The sequence below is a fragment of the Paenibacillus sp. FSL H8-0034 genome, assembly GCF_038000305.1.
Classification (GTDB): Bacteria; Bacillota; Bacilli; order Paenibacillales; family NBRC-103111; genus Paenibacillus_S.
The window spans coordinates 2,929,219-2,947,476 of record NZ_JBBOBS010000001.1 but is presented as its reverse complement, the minus strand read 5'-3'; the positions used below and the strand labels follow the sequence as shown (position 1 = coordinate 2,947,476).

Genomic DNA, 18,258 nt, shown 5'->3' with positions numbered 1-18,258 from the left:
TTTCATAACGTTCTCTTTACAATGGCCTCTTATACTATGCATATTGTCATTATTCTGATGAAGAGGTGTATCCATGAAACGCAGCAGTAAACTATTGACCAGCATGACCGCAGGCGCCTTATTGATCACAAGTCTGACAGCCGCTACGGCTTTTGCGGAAACAAAGGATGTACCTGTACGAAAAACGTTTGAAAACATGCAGGGCAAGCTGACCTGGAACGAAAAGGATCGCAGTGTACAAATCGCGGTCGGCAGCGTACAGGCTGTGCTCAAGCTCGATTCCGATGAAGCGACACTCCAGGGCAAGCTGTTCAAATTAAATAAAAAGCCTTATCTGGTTGATTCCTTGATGCAAATCTCACCTGAGACCTTCCAGTCTATTCAACAGGTTGCAATTGCAGAACAAAACAAAACCGGCTACGAGGTGGCCAGCACCTTCAAAATGCCGGGTGGCAAAGCCGAGATCGCTTCATCCACACCGGATGGTAAACGTTTGGTCGTTACCGAGGATGATCTGGGCAGTATCAGCATTTTGAATATTGAAGATGTGACTAAGGTTAGTATCTTGAAGCAAGTCAGCTTCAAAAGCCTTTCTGATAAAGCGACCGTTACCAGTGTGGCCGTAACTCCTGATGGCAAATATGCATTGGCTGCTATCCGCACAGGTGATGATGTAACGAATGCCAACAAAGGTATAGTTGCCGCAGTCGATTTAAATACGTATAGCATCGTTAAGTCCTATGAGGTTGGCATCGGACCTGACAGTATAGTAATATCCAAAGACGGCAAATATGCGGTCATTGCGATTGAAGATGAAGAAATTGATGTAGCGAAGGACGAAATCGATTATAAAAACGCCAAACGTCCAGGCTCGATCGCAATCATCAGCTTTGCAGGCGGAGACGTTACCAAAGGAGAGCTTACCGACCTTAAAATAGATTTATCCACTGTTAAAGGAGCTATCTACCCTCATGATCCTCAGCCTGAATATGTAGCGATCAGTCCGGACAGCTCCACAGCCGCAATCACTTTGCAGGAAAACAATGCAATTGCCATTGTGGATCTGAACAAAAAAGCGATTACCAAAATTTTCTCGCTTGGTGTTACCAAACATAAAGCCGATTTAAAAACAGATGACATCGTGTCGATCACTGAAGAGCTGACTGCACGTCCTGAGCCGGATGGTATCGCCTTTACAGCTGACGGTAAGTACCTATTCACTGCCAATGAAGGCGATCTGGGCAAAGACGAATTCAAGGATGGCGTTCGCTCGGGCGGACGCAATGTGATGGGCTGGGATTTAGATGGAAATGTGATCTATGACAGCATGGAACTCATCGATCAATCTGCCGCTCTAGTAGGTCTTTACCCAGAAAGCCGCAGCGGTAATCGCAGCAGCGAGGTTGAAAACCTGACTATCGCCGAAGTGAACGGCAAGCAAATCATGGCGGTAGCTGCTGAACGCGCAAACGTGATTCTGTTTTTCGAGGTAACCGATCCCAAGAAACCAAATTATCTGGGCCTGCTTCCTTCCGGAACTTCACCTGAGGGTATTCACAAGGTTGGCGGACGCAACCTGTTCGTCAGCGCTGATGAAGTAGCTGGAACTCTTACTTTCTACCAAGGTAAATAATTGTTATTCCCAATAACAACGAATACACCTCCAAACCACAATTTAAGTGGGATTTGAGAGGTGTATTTATTTATTCCACGCTACTCAACCATGAGCCGGCTTTACAACAGTTTTGTCGTTTCGTTCTTGATGGAAGCTTTGTCAGCAGATTCCTCATCCTCTACGATGCTGCGCGTAGAATTCCTGAATTCGCGGAGTGTGTCCCCGAAGGCTCTGCCGAGCTGCGGCAGCTTGGAGGGACCAAACACGATCAGAGCGATAGCCAGAATTAACACTAAGCCTGAAACACCAATATTGTTAAACATATGGATTCTCCTTTCTTGCTTTGATGATCAGGAGCCTTTCGGAATGGTGAAGGCTCCTATGTATGCATTCTTTGCTGCGGTACAGACTTCCTTAGCTGTTCGTCGGCGTATGCTGCATGGCCCGCCACTGCCTGCCTGAAACGAATACACTGATTTCAAACAGCAGGAACAAAGGAACGGTTACCGATAAGTGGGAAATCATATCCGGTGGCGAAATGCACGAGCCTACAATGGCCAGGGTGATATAGGCATATTTTCGTGTCATTTTTAACCGCTCGGGTGTCAGCAGTCCCAATTTGGTAAGAAACATCAGCACCACTGGCATCTCAAAGGCTACCGCCATCGGAAACACAATTTCATATAAAAACGAAAAGTAGCGGTCGATACCATACGTTTCCACAGCACCAATCGTCACGTTCATGGTCTTCATAAAATGCAGCATCATCGGGAACACAACCATGTAGCCAAAGGCAGCTCCAGCTAAAAACAGTACAAACGCCGCAGGAATGTAAGGCAAGGTGCTTCTGGCCTCAGCCTCTGTAAGCCCTGGTTTCACGAACCCCCACAGCTGATGCAATATGATAGGCACCGCGAACAGCAGAGCAAACAGCAAAGCACATTTCATATAAATGAGCAGCCCATCCGTAAATGAGAATACATTCCATTCAATTCCGCTCGCTGTAGGCTGTGATTTGATGTAACGTAAAATACTCGGCGACAAGTAAAGTCCTACACAGAGTGCGGCGATAAACCAAGAACCGACGATAATGAGCCGCTTCCTGATCTCCGCCAAATGCAGTACCCAGTCCTCCATTTCCATCCGATCCCCACCCCCATTAGAAGCTAGATTGCAGACTCCGTGTACTCACACCAGAGATCCGCCTTTTTTTATATACTGAGAGACCCCTTCTGCCGCCCGATATGCGAGTGCGCCAACGGTTCCTGTAGGATTATAGCCGCTGTTATGCGGAAATGCGCATGCCCCGACAACGAATATATTTTCGTGATCCCACATTTGCAAGTAAGAGTTAACAGCAGAAGTGGACGGGTCAGCTCCCATAATCGCTCCTCCTGTATTATGAGTCGACTGATAAGGGACTATGTTGTAAGGCCCTAATTGATCCGCCGACCCCATTGTCGTTGGTTTCATTTCTTTCATAATTTCCGCCGATTTACCTGCGACGAATTTAATCATCTCACGATCCTGATCCTCAAAGTCAAAGGTCACCCGAATCAAGGGTAGTCCGTACGCATCCTTATACGTAGGGTCCAGGTCAAGATAATGATGCTTCCAAGGCATACTGCTTCCCTGCGGAGATACCGCCAGCACACTATTGGCATATTTGATCGATTGTTTCTTGAATTCTTTTCCCCACGATGGAGTTCCCTTGGGTACGGAATTGGTTGCTATCGGTCGAAGCCCTGTCTGGGAAATCCGGATACCTGCTCCATGAATAAAATTAAGATTTGTATGATCAAAGTTGTCTCCATTGAAATCAGGCACTTCGATGCCGAGTGATCCGGCCCCTGCATACAAATTGAATTCTCGATCATCAAAAAATCCGGTAGCTGCTCCTCCGTTTGTTTGATAAGCGTAGTTTTTGCCGATTACCCCTGTTCCCGAAACAGGATCATAGGGTTTGCCCAGCTTGGAAGTCAGCAGCAGACGAACATTATTGAACACGTAGCTTGCCATGATCACCACGTCTGCCGGCTGTTCAAATTGCTCCCCAGTGAGCGTATTCACATAGACGACTCCAGTGGCCTTCTTGCCGTCATTCAAAATTTGAATTACATTCGAGTAGGATCGAAGATCCAGATTGCCGGTTTTTTGAGCTACTGGTAGGACTGTCACCACCGGATCCGCTTTGGCCCCGTATTCACAGCCGTATCGTTCACAGTAGCCGCAGTATTGACAGGCAGCCCGTGTGATACCGTCAGGATTCGTATACTGCTCGGAAAGATTAGCAGATGGCATCATGTAGGGGTGATAACCCAGCTTCTTCGAGGCCTCTTCAAATAATTTGAGCACTGGTGTCCGAATCATCGGCTTGGTTGGAAAAGGATTGGTTCTTTTGCCTACAAGCGGATTTTGTTCGGGGTCACCGGATATGCCGGCCATCTTCTCAAATTTATCAAAGTACGGTTCCATTTGATCATAGGTAATACCCCAATCCTGGATCGTCATCCCTGCCGGAATTTTATTTTTACCATATTTTTCTACTGTTTTGCTATAGATTTCAAAATCATAGGGTAGGAACCGATACGTTTGTCCATTCCAGTGAACCCCTGCACCCCCGAGCCCCTCACTGAGCAGGAAGGAGCCATATTCTCTCATCGGCACAGCTGCAACCTTTTCGGTGTTGCGAAACGTAATCGTTTCCTTGGATAAATCCTGCATCATCTCATACCGCTGTGAATAACGCAGCTCATCATGCACCATATAATAATCCTTGGTGCTCCGAGGTTTCCCGCGCTCCAACCCGACAACCTTGACGCCCTCCTTGGTCAATTCCGCGGCAATAATTCCGCCCAGAAATCCCATGCCCACGATCACTACCGGAACCTTTGGCAATACTGTAGCCATTTAATTTCCTCACTTTCTATGGTTGACTGCTCTGTTATTGATTTAATGGGTAACAAAATGGTTCCGTAAGCTTCTTGGCTCCATCAAGACGAATTGGTCCTTGTCCATAATTTCCGTGTAGCTCATTTGATTGCCCGGATATTTGCGCATTTTCCAACCCATCATATTTTTGTTGCCACCATATACCGGATCGGAATAGGCACCTTCTATCGTTAAAGTGCGCAGCATGTTGAAAAAGGTTTTACCCGTGACCCCATTTACAACCATGATTTCTCCTTTTTCCATCATCGTGAGAATGTCGATCTTCTCCTCCTCGGCCAGATCCACAAAACCTTTTGAATATTTTTTCTGGCTGGCTTCCTCCAACGATTGCAAACCCATTGTAAACAGCTCATTACGTCGAATACTTTGATAATCGCCCTGAGTCACTTCCCCCTTAACAAATGGGCCCATCCGATATTCGCGGGCGTTCACGCCCCAGCGGCTGGACATCTGATGATCTATGTAGAAGGCAACACCCAGTTCTGTAGCTCCCGGACCAAGCTCATCCTTGGGGAAAATACATTCTGCTGCTGCTTCCGTCAGCTGAAGCTGAGTCTGATCAAAAAACATCGGAGCCTGATTGTAATCAATCGCTGAGGCTTCAGTGCCAGTTGCAGGTGCTGGGGCAGGAGTCTCTGAGGGCTTGGTAAATCCGCCGGTGAGCGCCTTGGTCAGCACTCCACCCACAACGACCCCACCGATAGCAGCTCCGGAATATTTCAAAAAACGTCGGCGCGAATCGTTTGATGGACGTTCTGTATCCTTTTCTTCCATGATATCAATCTCCTTTTGGATTGGATTATTGAGCTTCATTTTGTAATAAATGGACGTTGCGTATATTTTGATCACCGGACGGACATTTTATGCAAACAAACTGTTTTTCACAAAATAGCTGAAACCAGAACCAACCCTAAGGAGGAATTCCCTATGAACAAATCACTTGTCTGTGTCACCCTGCTGCTTTCTATTTCGCTATCCGCCTGTGGATCGAAAAGCTCTGCACCACCAAGTACCCCAACGCCGCCAGCAGCCAATCAGGGAGCTGGATCAACTACGGGTGGCGGTAGCACTGCGGATGCTAGTGCGATTTATAAGCAAAACTGTGTAAGCTGTCACGGTAATGCACTGGAGGGCGCCGTTGGACCCAGCTTGCAAAAGGTCGGCGCCAAATATTCCAAGGACCAGCTTGCCACAATATTGAATAACGGAAAAGGGGCCATGCCCAGCTTTAAAGGCAAGCTCACAGATACTGAAATCGGTGCGCTTGCGACCTGGCTGGCCGATAAAAAATAAGCATTCCATTGAACATCGCACACAAAAAGCCGTTCCCTGTTCGTTCCAGGAAACGGCTCTTGCTTTTGGAATGCTTATGCTGCTATTGAGCTCATTTATACAGCCTGCTGTTTCAAGGCAACCTGTACCCGCTCGCCTACCTCGAAGGGCTCCGTAAATCCTGTATGCACTTCCCAGGTATGCCCGTTCACGTTAACCGCATAATGAATTTCTTTGCCTTGATATTGCACATTGACGATTTGTCCGGGCAATCCAGGTCGATCTGTTCGCTCCCTGCCATCTCTTTGCATCAAAAACTGATCAGGTCTGACCGGAAACAAACCGCTGGCTTTGATCTCCCCTGAAACCTCATTTCCAGCCCATGCAGGTGCAGCCACATTGTCGCTTCTCGGATGAAAAACGGCTCCGTCCCAGCTGCCTTCAACCAGATTGGCTTTGCTTACGAATCGGGCCACAAAGCTGCTTTGCGGCCGCAGGTACACGTCCTGCGGAGTTCCGATCTGCTCAATCCGACCCTCATTCATCACTACAATGCGATCCGCCATCGCCAAGGCTTCTCCCTGATCATGTGTCACATAAACAATCGAGGCTTGACTGCGACGGTGAAGGCTTTGAATTTCCCGACGCATCTCCAGGCGCAGCATCGCGTCCAGGCTCGATAACGGCTCATCCATCAGCAGCAAGCTCGGTTTGGCTGCGACTGCACGGGCAAAGGCAACCCGCTGCTTTTGTCCGCCGGACAGCTCATGCGGCATCCGGTCTGCCAGCTGTGTCAGACCAACCATTTCCAATACCTCGGAGATGCGTGATAGCTCATTCGCACGTGGTAAAGCAGCCTTGTTGCTTTGATGACGCAATGGAAAACGGACATGCTCCTTGACACTCAGGTGCGGCCACAGCGCAAAGGATTGAAACACCATACCGATATTCCGGTGCTCAGGCGGAACATTATGCCCGTTGCCGTCGACTGTTCTCCCGGCAATCCGGATCTCCCCATCGGTTGTATGATCGAAGCCTGCCATAAGCCGCAGCAGTGTCGTTTTGCCACAGCCAGACGGCCCCAAAATAGCGACAAATTCTCCCGATTGAATCTGCAGATCAATCCCCTTCAATACCTCCTGCGATCCGAAATGCTTCGTTACACGAATGATTTCCGTATTCACAATGCGCCTCCCTTTCTTTGGGCTGTCCACTTCACAGCCTGCAGCAGAATCATCAATATCATAATCAGGGCCACAATGACGCACGACAATGCAGTTGAATAATTCGTGCTGCCTGCCTGCTCAAAATTAAAAATAACGACACCAATCGTTTCCGATCCTGACGACCATAGCAACGAGGAAACCGTTAGCTCCGTCAAAGCGGACAAGAACACCAGCAGTGCTCCGGCCAGTATCCCCGGCAGCGTCAGAGGAAGGAGAATTTTACGCCATACGCTGCTCCACCCTGCACCTGAAATCCGGGCGGCTTCCTCCGCTGAAGCATCGATCTGCTGAAAAGCCGTCATGCTGCTGCGCACCTGCAGCGTCATGAAACGGATCATATAAGCAATGAACAAAATCGCCACACTGCCGTAAATTCCCGGATTCCAGCCTGGAATCGGCTCCATCCAGGTAAGAATCATCGCTAAGCCGAACACAATGCCCGGAAGTGCATAGGGCAGGCTGATCACCAGATCCATTCCTTTTACCAGCAGCGTAGACCGTTGCAGCCGATAGTACGCAAAGGCAGTTCCCAATATCATACAGACGATTAAGGTGACCAACGCTAATGTGAAGCTATTGCCAATCGCATGGTACGCCTTGGCGTTCTCCCACAGGACGAAACGGAAATGATCGAATGTCGTATTATTCCAGCTAAATGGGAGTCCATAGGCTTTCTTTAAGGAATACATCAGCATCGAGATTAACGGCAAAAAAGTAATCACGCCCAGAAACAGCCAGACGAGCCCCGTCCACAGCCCTGTTCTTTTACCTAACTGAAACCGCGGCACCATGTCCTCGCAGGCCGTTTCCGATGTCTTGTAGGAGCGTTGAACAAACCATTGTATTGAAGTTCCGACCAAGGCGACAATTCCCAGAAGGACAGCCAGCGCAGAGCTTCTTGCAAACGCACTGGGTCCAAATCCGACTACCTGCTCATAAATCAGCGTACTTAATACCGTAATATTAGCTGGAATTCCCAGGAAGGCTGGGATCCCAAAGTTGTCCAGGCTGGCCAGAAAAGCGAGCAGACCACCGCTTGCTATACCCGGAATGGCCAGCGGCAGCGTGATCGTGCGAAATGTCGCCCATCGGCCGGCTCCACCTGCGCGGCTTGCCCATTCCAGCTCTCGCGGTATTCGCCTGAGCACACCAACCGTCAGCAAATACACAAGCGGATAATGATGGATACCCATGACAAATATAATTCCCCCGTAGCTGTACATGCTCCACGGCTTCAGATCCTCGGAAAACAGATGCAGAAATTCGGCTATCGGCCCCTGTACGCCTGTAAATGAAGTCCAGGCCAATGTAACGACATAAGAAGGCATAATAAATGACAGCATGACAATCAAGTGAAGCCATGATTTATGTGACAAGTTACTATAGGCAATTAACCATGCAAGGCCTATACCTAAAATGATTGCAACCAGCGTCGAACCACTGATGATGATTAAAGTCGATTCCATCGTTTTCCATGTTCTTGCCTCACCCAACAGATCCAAGTATACACCAAGCCCCGTTCCTGTTTTGTGCACAAAGCTCAACGCCATCAGCTTTATGATAGGGAACAGAAACAGCAGAATGACAGTAACGAAACCTAATCCAAGAGCGATCCGTTGCAGCCAGACACGGGAGCCCAATCGGGTCGGAGCCTTATCGGCCCTTGAACCGTTCTTATGAAGCCCTGTCTGCTCAAGATTTGTATTCATATCTGTGTACACGCGTCCTTCATTAGCTTTATTGTCCGAATATGTCCGTGAATGCTTTTTTATCCTGATCGCGCGCTTCTACCAATTTAGCCAGATCACCGGATAACACCTTCATCTCGGAGAACGATTTTAAGCCATCCGGCGCTTTAATACCCTCACGCAGCGGTGTATACCCGATTTCTGCGGAGATCTTCTGACCGTCTTCGGATAGTACAAAATCGACCAGTGCCTGCGCCGCTTTTTCATTAGCCGTGCTGCTCAGAATACCAATCGGCTCCGTAATAACCGGCACTCCCTCCGTCGGATAAATAAGCTCAACCGGAGAACCCTTCTTTTTCTCACGCGGCACTAAATAATCTACCACCATAGCATATGACTTGGCGCCTGTTGCTACTTCCTTAAGAACAGCCCCGTTACCCTTGACTACAGAGATTTCGCTTGTTTTAAGCTGCTTGAAAAAGTCCCAGCCAAATTCATTCGTCCTTGTCATCACGCCAACATTATAAGCAGCCGCTCCCGAATACAATGGACTTGGCATAATCGCTGCGCCTTTGATGGCCGCTTCCGTCAACACCTTCCAAGAAGTAGGCAGCGTTTTTACTTTTTGTGTATTAACAGCGAGCACCGTCGCTAAAATTTTGGTACCTTGATACATTCCATCCGGATCGGCAAATCCTTTTGGGATTTTGGCCAGCTCTGGCGATTTATACGATTTTAACAGCTTCTGCTGTTTAAGCGCCTCGAAGGTTACGGAATCTGCAACCAGCAGCACATCGGCCTGGACTTTACCTGCCTGATTCTCTGCCTGCAGCTTGGCGATAACCTCTTCCGTCCCGGATCGGTACGTTTCCACCTTCACCTCAGGAAACTTTTTATTGAAAGCTGTGATCAGCTTTGTCACATCTTCTTCAGGCTGGGAGGTGTAAAAATTCAGCTTGCCCGCTACAGCCGTTTTCGTCTCCGCTACTCCGGCAGACACTGCCTGAGAGGCGGACTTGTCTGTATTGGTTGGCGAGGTGCCGCAGCCGCTGATCGTCCAAACCATGATGCAGGCGAGACTCATTGTGATCCATTTACCTTTATGCATTATCGGTATCTCTCCTCTTTTGTGCTATATTTCACCTTATTGTACAGCTACACTATTAACGCAAGATCATACAAGCTTGATAGTTTTGTAAATTCTTAAGAAAATCTTCAGAATTCCCCCTACTTTATCTGAAGAACTTGTAGCTATGCTATAAGCCATTCTTTTACAGGAGGAATTCGTATGATGGTAGAAACCAAGTCACAGGTACATGAGAAGCTGCTGTTCTTATATAAATTTGTATGCTCATCCAGACAAATCGGCAGTGTGACACCAAGCTCCCGTTATCGTTTTTTTATGGACCTGATGATTTCTGCTGCGAATCGGATTTCTTTGCAGTACGACAGAAGCGCTCTGCAATAGCAAGGAAAATGAGCACAGGAGCTATCAGTAAGAGATCCATAACCACGAAGCTCCAGTTCTTGCTGGCGATCATTTCATAGCCTTTACTGTGAGGCAAGTACAGGATCACAAGCAGAAACCAAATAGCTGACAGGATGTACGCGTAAATATAAGGTTTCATCAGTCGGAAGCTGTTGTATCTGCAACCTCGTCCTCATTGACGAGATGAGCCGGAATCGAAATCATATCCAGTCCATAGGCCGTATTGAACAGCTGTCCTCCGGCTGCATCCGTTAAATCACCGCCAGTGAATACGCCACTGTCATCGTCTTCATCCCCTGTAGTGCCTTCGTCCAATAACAGCAATTCCCCACCATGAGCTTGCGCAATTTCCAAAGCAGAAGTCAGCTCACTGTGATCCACAAACACTTGAACGATCCATTGACCTTCTTGTTCATCCTGATGAGCATGATAACCGATTTCCAATAACGTATCATAAGCCAAGGCAGCCGCCCCGTCGTCTTGGAATCGAAACACAATAGGTACAGAACTCATAGACAAGTCTCCCTCTTTCTTCTTAAAATCCATATATACCAAAGTTAGCTTTTCCCAAAATCAGCCTGTTATTCGGGTATGCCGTCGTCATTGGCTTGGCAGCAGAGCAGTAAGTCATCACAATCTGGATCGGGTCCTGGAGCTGGATGATTTCATTAATGAGTGAGCATACTTATAATCAATGGAAAGGAAGGTCCGATATGGAACGCCGAGTTATGATTACCAATCATCAAATGCTGGCATTAGTTGTGATCTCGACCATTGGGGCCTCAAGCTTATACGCTCCAGCAGCGCTTGCCCACTATGCGGAACGCGACTCCTGGTATTTAATATTGGTGGGTGGCGCCATTGGATTGTTCAACATATTTGTATTTGTATGGCTGGACCGTTTATTTCCCGGTAAAAATATGATAACAATCAGTGTTTCCCTGTTAGGACGATGGATCGGCAGTTTGGTCGCTGCCCTTATTATTTTTTATTTTATAGACGTATCGACATGGACACTTCGTGAGTTTTCTCAATTTTTTATTATTGCCCTTGATCCTACAACCCCACAAGTATGGTACATGATCGCCTGTGCAATTATGTGCTCTTATGCCGTTTATCATGGCCTTGAGGTATTTGCTCGTATATCTGAAATTATTTTCATTGTGATTCTTTTCACATTTCTAGGCATTTATCTGTTATTGGTCAATCAGTATCATCCCGAATATCTGCTTCCCATCTTGGAGAAAGGATTCATTCAGCCTTTGAAGGGTCTGATAGTTGCCGTTTCCTGGTATGGTGATTTGATGTTTATTTCCATGATTCTCAAGCATGTTCGCAAGACTCCACAAACCTCTTATTACGCAGTAGGTGCGGTTGGACTGATTGCCTGTATACTGCTGTTCTCGGTCATGGCCTGCACGTTGATATTTGGTTGGAGAACGACATCAACTTTTACATACCCCAGCATCAGTCTCATACAAAACATACGAATCTTTACCAATATTGAACGATTCGATGCTGTACTTATTGCGGTATGGGTGATGAGCTCTTTCATCAAGATTACGGTTTATTTCTGGTCAGCCCTGCAGGGAATCACGGATTTACTGCGCATTCAACACCCTCGCATGTTCATCGTACCTATGGCTATCGGATTTGTCATATGCTCCAAATACAAAGTATGGGGCCTTATCGAATTAGCGGCCATCTATGATAAACAGGCCTGGTATTTTGTATCCTTTCAATTATTCATTCCTACCCTGCTGTTAGCAGCAGCCCTGTTGAAACTAAAAGTCTTTAAAAGTGGGTGAGCCTCATACAAACGAACAAAACCGCATTGACGGACAATATGTCGGATAATAAGCAATGGCTGCTGGATCAGCTTCAGCATACTGAAGATCTGATTATGGCTGACTTATCTATGGATGACGGGCAAGCCATAACGGTGTGTTATCTGGAAGGAATGACCGACTCCAAAAAGCTCGAGAAGATGTTGACGCTGTTTAAAGAAAATAAGGAGATGCTGCGCGCTTTTCAAAAAGAGTCCAAGGTATACACCATTGAGGATGCTGCCGAACAACTCGTTTCGGGGTTAACGGTACTGCTTATTCCAGCTGAGGCATATGGAATCGCTATAGCTACATTTGGTGTTCAGCTGCGAAATGTGAATGAACCCGACAGTGAATCTACGGTGAAAGGACCACGAAGCGGGTTTACAGAATCGTTGCATAATAATATTGCATTGGTTCGATTTCATTTTCCATCAACAGATCTGAAGGTCGAATACCGGAAAGTCGGTTATTTAAGCAAAATGACCCTGGCTATCCTCTCAGTCAGTCAAATCACAAATCCCGACATTCTGAATGAGCTGCACCTCAGAATTGGTGAAATCCCGATAGATGCTATTTTGAGCAGCAATTATGTCGAGGAGTGGATTATTGATAACCCATATACCTTATTTCCTTTAGTAGAGTCAACAGAAAGACCCGATCGGGTCATTGGCGCTTTGCTCGATGGAAGAATCGCCGTTGTGGCTCAAGGAACACCTTTTGTCATTTTGCTGCCGTTTGTATTCCTGCAGGCGTTTCAAGTAAGCGAAGACTATAACTGGAATTTTTATATCGGCTCCTGTGTTCGCTTGCTCCGCTTATTTTGCGGCTTTCTCGGCTTGATCCTTCCCGCTTTTTATGTGGCTACGGTTACTTATCACCACGAACTCGTGCCAACTCCTTTATTGCAAAGCATAGCAGCGGCAAAAGAACCCGTACCTTTTCCCGCGGTGCTAGAAAGCTTAATGATGATGTTTGCTTTTGAGATTATGCGTGAAGCCGGAGTTCGGATGCCCAAGCAGATCGGGCAGGCTGTCAGTATTGTCGGTGCCCTTATCTTGGGGCAAGCCGCTGTTCAGGCCGGTATTGTTTCTCCGATCATGGTCATTATCGCGGCATTAACAGGGATATGCACCTTTACACTTCCACCTACGGCAATGAATTACACGATTCGTATTCTCCAGTTTGCCATGACGCTGTTTGCTTTCCTGTTAGGCTACGTTGGGATTATGGTAGGGATTATTATGCTGCTAACCTACTTGGCTTCTCTTCGTTCATTCGGCGTTCCTTATTTGGGACCTGCTGCGCCGTTTGATATGGATCAATTGACCGATGTCATTATTCGGAGACCCCATTCCGTCAACTATAAGCGTCCGAGCATGTTCAGGCCCATTAACCGAACCCGCTTCAATGGTAAAAAAAGATGAAGCATGGGACATGGAGGTTAGCGGTTATACTGGGCATATGCCTGATCAGCTCAGGCTGTAGAGGCAATATGGAGTTGAACGATTTGCACCTGGTCCATTCAATTGCCATTGACGAAGGAAATAAGGGATTAATAAGGCTAACAGCCGAAATAGCGGAGCTATCACCTAGTGGACAGCAGCCAAAAGGAATGCATAACGGTACTTTTTTTCTTTCTTCTGAAGGGAATGGCTTGTTCGAGGCAGCCCGATTGATGAGGACCAAGTCGGATCGAACGCTGCTCTGGGGACATACGGCAGTCATCCTGTTCAGCAAGGCAGCCGCGAAAAATGGAATTAACAAGCATATAGAAGCCTTGCGCCGGTTAAAGCAGTTCCGCAATTCCACGCTGCTCTATGTGACGGAAGGACATGCTTATGAAGTCTTGCAGGTGTCCCAGCCGAAGGGGCCGATTTTTTCACAAGTTCTGAGAGGTTTGTCACAGGGTGAGAAGAGCACCGCGTTAACGCAGCAAACGAGTTTGATTGATGTTTATAAAGGGCTGGTTAACCGCACCCATGATTTGACTATACCTGCACTCCAGGTTGAGAAGGACCCCTTACAAAATAATAAGCAGCAGCTGCAAGCTACGGGTCTATATGCTTTTCAGGACGAGCGGCTCATCAGTCTTATGAGCACACCGGAAACCAAGGGCTACATGCGTGCCTTGAACAAGATGGAGAGCACTGTAGAAACCCTTTCCTGCGGACCCAATCAAACCATCACATTTGAAAACGTCAGCAACAAAAGCGTTATAAAGCCAGTTGTCGATGCCACCCTGAAACCAAAAACTCATATTGATATTTATGCGACCTTGAATATTACCGGGTATGAGTGTAAGGGTGCCGAAATCAATCCCGAGATCATCCTTGAGCTGGAAAAAAAGCTAAATAAGGCAATCGCCGGCGACGTACAGCAATATATCCGCTATTCCCAAAAACACAAGGTTGATTTGCTCGGTATCGGAGAAAAGATTCATCGCAGCTATCCTAAGTATTGGAAAAAAATGCAAGCTTCATGGAACGATATCTACGCTACGTCCCCATTCACGGTCACGGCCCATTGCCGGATTGACCATACCAATTTTATTTTCGAGATTGAGCCAGGTTTGGGTTAAGCTAGCACATCCTCCAATCAAAAAAACCGACCCTACCCAGCTTACAGGAGGATCGGCTTTTGGTATGCTTCATTAGACTCGAACGGTTTTGACAGCTTCAAGGGCTTTCAGTGTTTCCCTTATAAATGCAGGCTCATCCTTAGGTGTACGCGACGTTATAAAATTGCGATCAACCACAACCTCGGCATCCTTAAAATTTGCTCCTGCGTTGGTCAGATCATCCTGTAGAGGCGGGTAGCTCGTCATCGTACGTCCTTGGGTCAGCTTGGCGCTGATCAGAATTTGCGGTCCATGACATATGGCGGATATCGGCTTGCCCTGCTTATCGATCTCCCGGACGAATGACTGGATGTCGGGATCGAGCCTGAGCTGCTCTGGGGAGGAGCCTCCGGGAATCACAACAGCGTCAAAGCTTGCCGGATCCGCATCCTTGGCAGCCTTCTCGCTCACATAGGCGGCCTTCTTCTGCTTGCCCTCCAATTTCTCACCAGCTTTTAATCCGATAATAACCGTGTCATGTCCAGCTTTGCGCACAGCCTCATATGGCTGCTGCATCTCACTATCCTCAAATTGGGGTCCCAACAAAAATGCTACTCTTGCCATAATCAACGTCTCCTTTCAGTAATGGGAATGTTGTTAAAGCCTATGTCATTTTACCCTATTCCTCCAGCTATTAATCAACGGTTGATTCCACTTAGGGGTGTTATGGTATACTGTAGGCAGTTCCTGGTAAATCGTTTTGAAGGTCATTACTTCGACAATTTAAAGGAGGTCAGCTATGACTGTCGCATCTATTGTTATTATTGTGCTTCTCGTTATTGTCGTCGTTGTCATTAGCAATGCCACTATACGCAAATCCAATCAAAACAATTTCTCCAGTCGCAATCGGCACCAACGTCATAAGCCCACGACGCCAAGAAGAAAGGTTCAGCCGCCGCAAGCCTTGTATGCGGATACTCCGACACCTTCCCTGCTTGGTATCCAGCCCACTCTGCCCATCAAGCAAGCCGTGCTTCGTCTGGAACAAGCATTAGCCGGAGAATTTACAGCCAAGCTCAAAACCCGCATGCTGAACAAGCAGCCGCAAATGTCGCCCGCAGAATTTGAATGGAAATTTCTTGAGCTGAAACGTTATTTTTTGATGACTGCGGTGTTGAAGGATGTTCCGATGTTCAGTGATGCTGTTGACGAGATCTGGCATGAAATGCTGATGTTCACACGCGAGTACGGCCAGTTGGGAGAAGCTTTTCTCGGTTCCCCCATCCATCACGCCCCACATACAGATGGAGTACCGGACCCTGATGGCCGGGCTTGGTTCGATTGGGTATACGCCCATATGTTCATCGATACCGCTTATTCCAACCGGATCTGGGGGCCCTTTTTCCGGTTTCCGTTAAATGCCGAAAGGCTTGAGGAGCTTAAGCAGGCTGATGAGACGTCAATACGGGCCCGCAGATTCAATCAACGTGCCGCGGATCGTTACCCCGAGATCAATGAAACGATCATCGAGCTCATACGTCAGGCCAAAGCACAAGTAACCAAGGCCATTCCCGGCACCACCTACTACACAGAGCGTCACGTTTCCCAATCGGCGGGCTATATGCCTTATTTGGCTGGAGCCTTATTATTCTACTCCGCCACCCAGTTCGGCAGCTTCGATTCCTTCATGGGACAGCATTACACCGAGGAGGACGCCTTGAAGCGCGAACAAGACTATGCAGCCTCAGGGGGCGGCTCATCTTGCGGCAGTGATTCGGGTTCATTATTCCATGGCAATGGCAATGAAAGCAATTGCAGCAATGATAGCGGCAGCGGCCATGACGGCGGCGGTTCCTCTTCCAACTGCTCATCGTCGAGCTGCTCCTCTTCCTCAAGTTGTGGAGGTGGTGGGGGCGGCGATTAACACATCAGTTGAGAATTTACGATTACTCATTCCACCAAAGCCAGGAGGATCACATTGTCACTCATCGGTGAAGAACGCAAACGCACCATTATTGAGCTTCTGGACAATAACGGCGAGGTCACCACAGCTGAGCTTGTCAGCTTATTACAGGTATCCAAGGAAACGATCCGCAGATATCTGGACGATCTTGAAGCTCAGGGGAAGCTAAGGAAGATTTACGGCGGAGCTGTTAAACGGAGCTATGCTCAGGAGGAGCCCCCTTATCTGGATCGAGTCACCCTGTATCAGAAGCAAAAAACACAAATAGGCCGCCTATCGGCTGGCCTTGTGAAGGACGGAGATGTCCTTTTTTTGGACGAAGGCACGACTTCACTTTCCATCGTTCCTTATTTGAACCAACATGATCTTACGATCATAACGCATTCATTTCCCATATCGACCTTGTTGATCGAAAGAAGCAATCGGCATACATTTAAAGGGCGTGTGCTGTTTCTTGGTGGCGAAATCAGTGTCAAGCAGGCACGCTGTTCCGGGTCCATCACGGAAACCATGCTGAGTCATTATTACGTCGATAAAGCATTCATTTCTGTTGACGGCCTTCATCCTGAAGCAGGCATTACAAGTATGGACGAAGGCAAGGCGCTCATTTCCCGAAAAGCCATCCAGCAGACGAACGATGTGATCGTTATTAGCGATTCCTCCAAGCTGGGTCAACGCTTTCCTTATAAAATTAGCGATTCAGAGCATATATCCCGGATTGTGTGTGATCTGGAGCCTCCCGAAGAATGGGAAACGGTATTGAAGCAGCAGACTATCAAATGGCTGACGACAGCTGGGCTTTAATCAAAGCCGTTTAATCGGCTGCCGATGATGCTGTATGCTTTTCATTGGCAAATAATCCACTCGGCAGCTTGGCATCCCAAGCAGCAGGCGCTTGAAGCCCGAGAGCATGTGCAACGACAGCGGCTGTATCTGTGATTGTAAGTCCTGAAAGCGCTGCCTCTGTCTGGATGCCCGGACCGATACATCCCCAAAAAATCGTTGTGTCGAGTGGATGATCACTGCCATGGTCCTGTGGTTGAATCCCTCCGCCTCCATGATCGGTTACGATGATGATCAGGCTGTCATCCCAGATTCCTGCTTCCTCAATCGCAGCGAGAATGATCCCCGTGTGTGCATCCGTCATCTCAATTCCGTGAATCTGTTCCGGCGTATTGAAGCCATGTCGGTGCCCCATTGCGTCTGGCCAGTCCAAATCAATATACATCAACAGCAAATCGGGGTTGTCGCGAATATAGCTCGCAGCCGCAAGAGCCAGCTCACCATCCACCGCAATATTTACTTTATGAACCTCAAGTGAACGTTCAATAATCCCGTCATTAATCGGCTGCCAGGCGCTGAAGGAGGCCAGCTTATGATGTGGATAGGCTTCCCTTGCCAATCTAAAGACCGACGGGAACTCGGAATCCTCGGGAAAGCTCGCCGCAGCTGCCAAGTCATTGGTAAGTCCGTGCTTCTCCGGGACAACTCCATGCAACAGAGCCCCCCAGCATTGGGCACTGATCGAGGGTACTACCGTCTGAGCCTCCAGGGTAAACGCGCCTGTCTGAATGAATCGATCCAAATGGGGAGTATGTGCCCCTTGCACAAAAGTTCCTGCCCCGTCCCATCCAATAATAATGACACGATTAATGTTCTTCAATACC

General features: G+C 47.8%; 18 protein-coding genes. 8 read left to right on the top strand and 10 right to left on the bottom strand.

Annotated features, from left to right (window positions below; all coding sequences use genetic code 11):
• Positions 1 to 73: 73 nt before the first annotated feature.
• The gene (locus tag NST47_RS13185; protein ID WP_341155569.1) at positions 74 to 1,633 is read left to right on the top strand and encodes a choice-of-anchor I domain-containing protein; all 1,560 of its coding nucleotides are present in this window, start codon (positions 74 to 76) and stop codon (positions 1,631 to 1,633) included.
• 101 nt (positions 1,634 to 1,734) lie between these two features.
• Here the strand turns inward: NST47_RS13185 and NST47_RS13180 are convergent, their stop codons facing one another.
• From NST47_RS13180 to NST47_RS13165, 4 genes are all read right to left on the bottom strand, one after another.
• Complete coding sequence (locus NST47_RS13180; protein WP_341155568.1) at positions 1,735 to 1,938, bottom strand: twin-arginine translocase TatA/TatE family subunit; 204 nt, start codon at positions 1,936 to 1,938, stop codon at positions 1,735 to 1,737.
• Positions 1,939 to 2,029: 91 nt separating this feature from the next.
• The gene (gene tatC, locus NST47_RS13175) at positions 2,030 to 2,758 is read right to left on the bottom strand and encodes a twin-arginine translocase subunit TatC (RefSeq protein WP_341155567.1); all 729 of its coding nucleotides are present in this window, start codon (positions 2,756 to 2,758) and stop codon (positions 2,030 to 2,032) included.
• Between the two features lie 45 nt (positions 2,759 to 2,803).
• On the bottom strand, positions 2,804 to 4,525 hold the full coding sequence (locus NST47_RS13170; protein ID WP_341155566.1) for a GMC family oxidoreductase: 1,722 nt from the start codon (positions 4,523 to 4,525) through the stop codon (positions 2,804 to 2,806).
• Positions 4,526 to 4,567: 42 nt separating this feature from the next.
• Positions 4,568 to 5,341: a gluconate 2-dehydrogenase subunit 3 family protein gene (locus NST47_RS13165; protein WP_341155565.1), complete on the bottom strand. Its 774-nt coding sequence runs from the start codon at positions 5,339 to 5,341 to the stop codon at positions 4,568 to 4,570.
• 153 nt (positions 5,342 to 5,494) lie between these two features.
• Here NST47_RS13165 and NST47_RS13160 point away from each other — a divergent pair, with 153 nt between their 5' ends.
• The gene (locus NST47_RS13160; protein ID WP_341155564.1) at positions 5,495 to 5,860 is read left to right on the top strand and encodes a c-type cytochrome; all 366 of its coding nucleotides are present in this window, start codon (positions 5,495 to 5,497) and stop codon (positions 5,858 to 5,860) included.
• Positions 5,861 to 5,955: 95 nt separating this feature from the next.
• Here the strand turns inward: NST47_RS13160 and NST47_RS13155 are convergent, their stop codons facing one another.
• Genes NST47_RS13155 through NST47_RS13145 form a run of 3 tightly spaced genes read right to left on the bottom strand, consistent with a single transcriptional unit; the run spans position 5,956 to position 9,861 of the window.
• A complete protein-coding gene (locus NST47_RS13155) occupies positions 5,956 to 7,023 on the bottom strand; it encodes an ABC transporter ATP-binding protein (RefSeq protein WP_341155563.1) in 1,068 nt (355 codons plus the stop codon).
• Positions 7,020 to 8,774, bottom strand: coding sequence for an ABC transporter permease (locus tag NST47_RS13150; protein WP_341155562.1), 1,755 nt, complete (start codon positions 8,772 to 8,774; stop codon positions 7,020 to 7,022). Before NST47_RS13150 ends, NST47_RS13155 begins: the two co-directional genes overlap by 4 nt.
• Before the next feature lie 28 nt (positions 8,775 to 8,802).
• Positions 8,803 to 9,861, bottom strand: coding sequence for an ABC transporter substrate-binding protein (locus NST47_RS13145; RefSeq protein WP_341155561.1), 1,059 nt, complete (start codon positions 9,859 to 9,861; stop codon positions 8,803 to 8,805).
• A gap of 180 nt (positions 9,862 to 10,041) precedes the next feature.
• Here NST47_RS13145 and NST47_RS13140 point away from each other — a divergent pair, with 180 nt between their 5' ends.
• Entirely contained in the window at positions 10,042 to 10,221 is a 180-nt protein-coding gene (locus NST47_RS13140; protein WP_341155560.1) for a hypothetical protein, read from the top strand.
• 159 nt (positions 10,222 to 10,380) lie between these two features.
• Here NST47_RS13140 and NST47_RS13135 read toward each other — a convergent pair whose 3' ends face one another.
• Positions 10,381 to 10,755, bottom strand: a complete 375-nt coding sequence (locus NST47_RS13135; RefSeq protein ID WP_341155559.1) for a DNA/RNA helicase — start codon at positions 10,753 to 10,755, stop codon at positions 10,381 to 10,383.
• Between the two features lie 200 nt (positions 10,756 to 10,955).
• On the opposite strand from NST47_RS13135, the gene NST47_RS13130 reads away from it, so the two are divergent.
• The 3 genes from NST47_RS13130 to NST47_RS13120 are packed head-to-tail and all read left to right on the top strand — an operon-like array spanning position 10,956 to position 14,649.
• Positions 10,956 to 12,050 (top strand): GerAB/ArcD/ProY family transporter, encoded by a 1,095-nt coding sequence (locus NST47_RS13130; RefSeq protein ID WP_341155558.1) that lies wholly within the window; start codon positions 10,956 to 10,958, stop codon positions 12,048 to 12,050.
• A 26-nt stretch (positions 12,051 to 12,076) separates the two neighbouring features.
• Positions 12,077 to 13,495: a spore germination protein gene (locus tag NST47_RS13125; RefSeq protein ID WP_341155557.1), complete on the top strand. Its 1,419-nt coding sequence runs from the start codon at positions 12,077 to 12,079 to the stop codon at positions 13,493 to 13,495.
• Entirely contained in the window at positions 13,492 to 14,649 is a 1,158-nt protein-coding gene (locus tag NST47_RS13120; protein WP_341155556.1) for a Ger(x)C family spore germination protein, read from the top strand. The genes NST47_RS13125 and NST47_RS13120 overlap by 4 nt, the downstream gene beginning before the upstream one ends.
• 72 nt (positions 14,650 to 14,721) lie before the next feature.
• On the opposite strand, the gene NST47_RS13115 is transcribed toward NST47_RS13120, so the two are convergent.
• Positions 14,722 to 15,252, bottom strand: coding sequence for a type 1 glutamine amidotransferase domain-containing protein (locus NST47_RS13115; protein ID WP_341155555.1), 531 nt, complete (start codon positions 15,250 to 15,252; stop codon positions 14,722 to 14,724).
• 175 nt (positions 15,253 to 15,427) lie between these two features.
• On the opposite strand from NST47_RS13115, the gene NST47_RS13110 reads away from it, so the two are divergent.
• Positions 15,428 to 16,552 (top strand): hypothetical protein, encoded by a 1,125-nt coding sequence (locus NST47_RS13110; RefSeq protein ID WP_341155554.1) that lies wholly within the window; start codon positions 15,428 to 15,430, stop codon positions 16,550 to 16,552.
• 54 nt (positions 16,553 to 16,606) lie between these two features.
• The gene (locus NST47_RS13105) at positions 16,607 to 17,395 is read left to right on the top strand and encodes a DeoR/GlpR family DNA-binding transcription regulator (protein ID WP_341155553.1); all 789 of its coding nucleotides are present in this window, start codon (positions 16,607 to 16,609) and stop codon (positions 17,393 to 17,395) included.
• 10 nt (positions 17,396 to 17,405) lie between these two features.
• Here NST47_RS13105 and NST47_RS13100 read toward each other — a convergent pair whose 3' ends face one another.
• Positions 17,406 to 18,254 carry an alkaline phosphatase family protein gene (locus NST47_RS13100; protein ID WP_341155552.1) on the bottom strand — a complete coding sequence of 283 codons (849 nt, stop codon included), beginning with the start codon at positions 18,252 to 18,254 and terminating at the stop codon, positions 17,406 to 17,408.
• Positions 18,255 to 18,258: the final 4 nt, after the last annotated feature.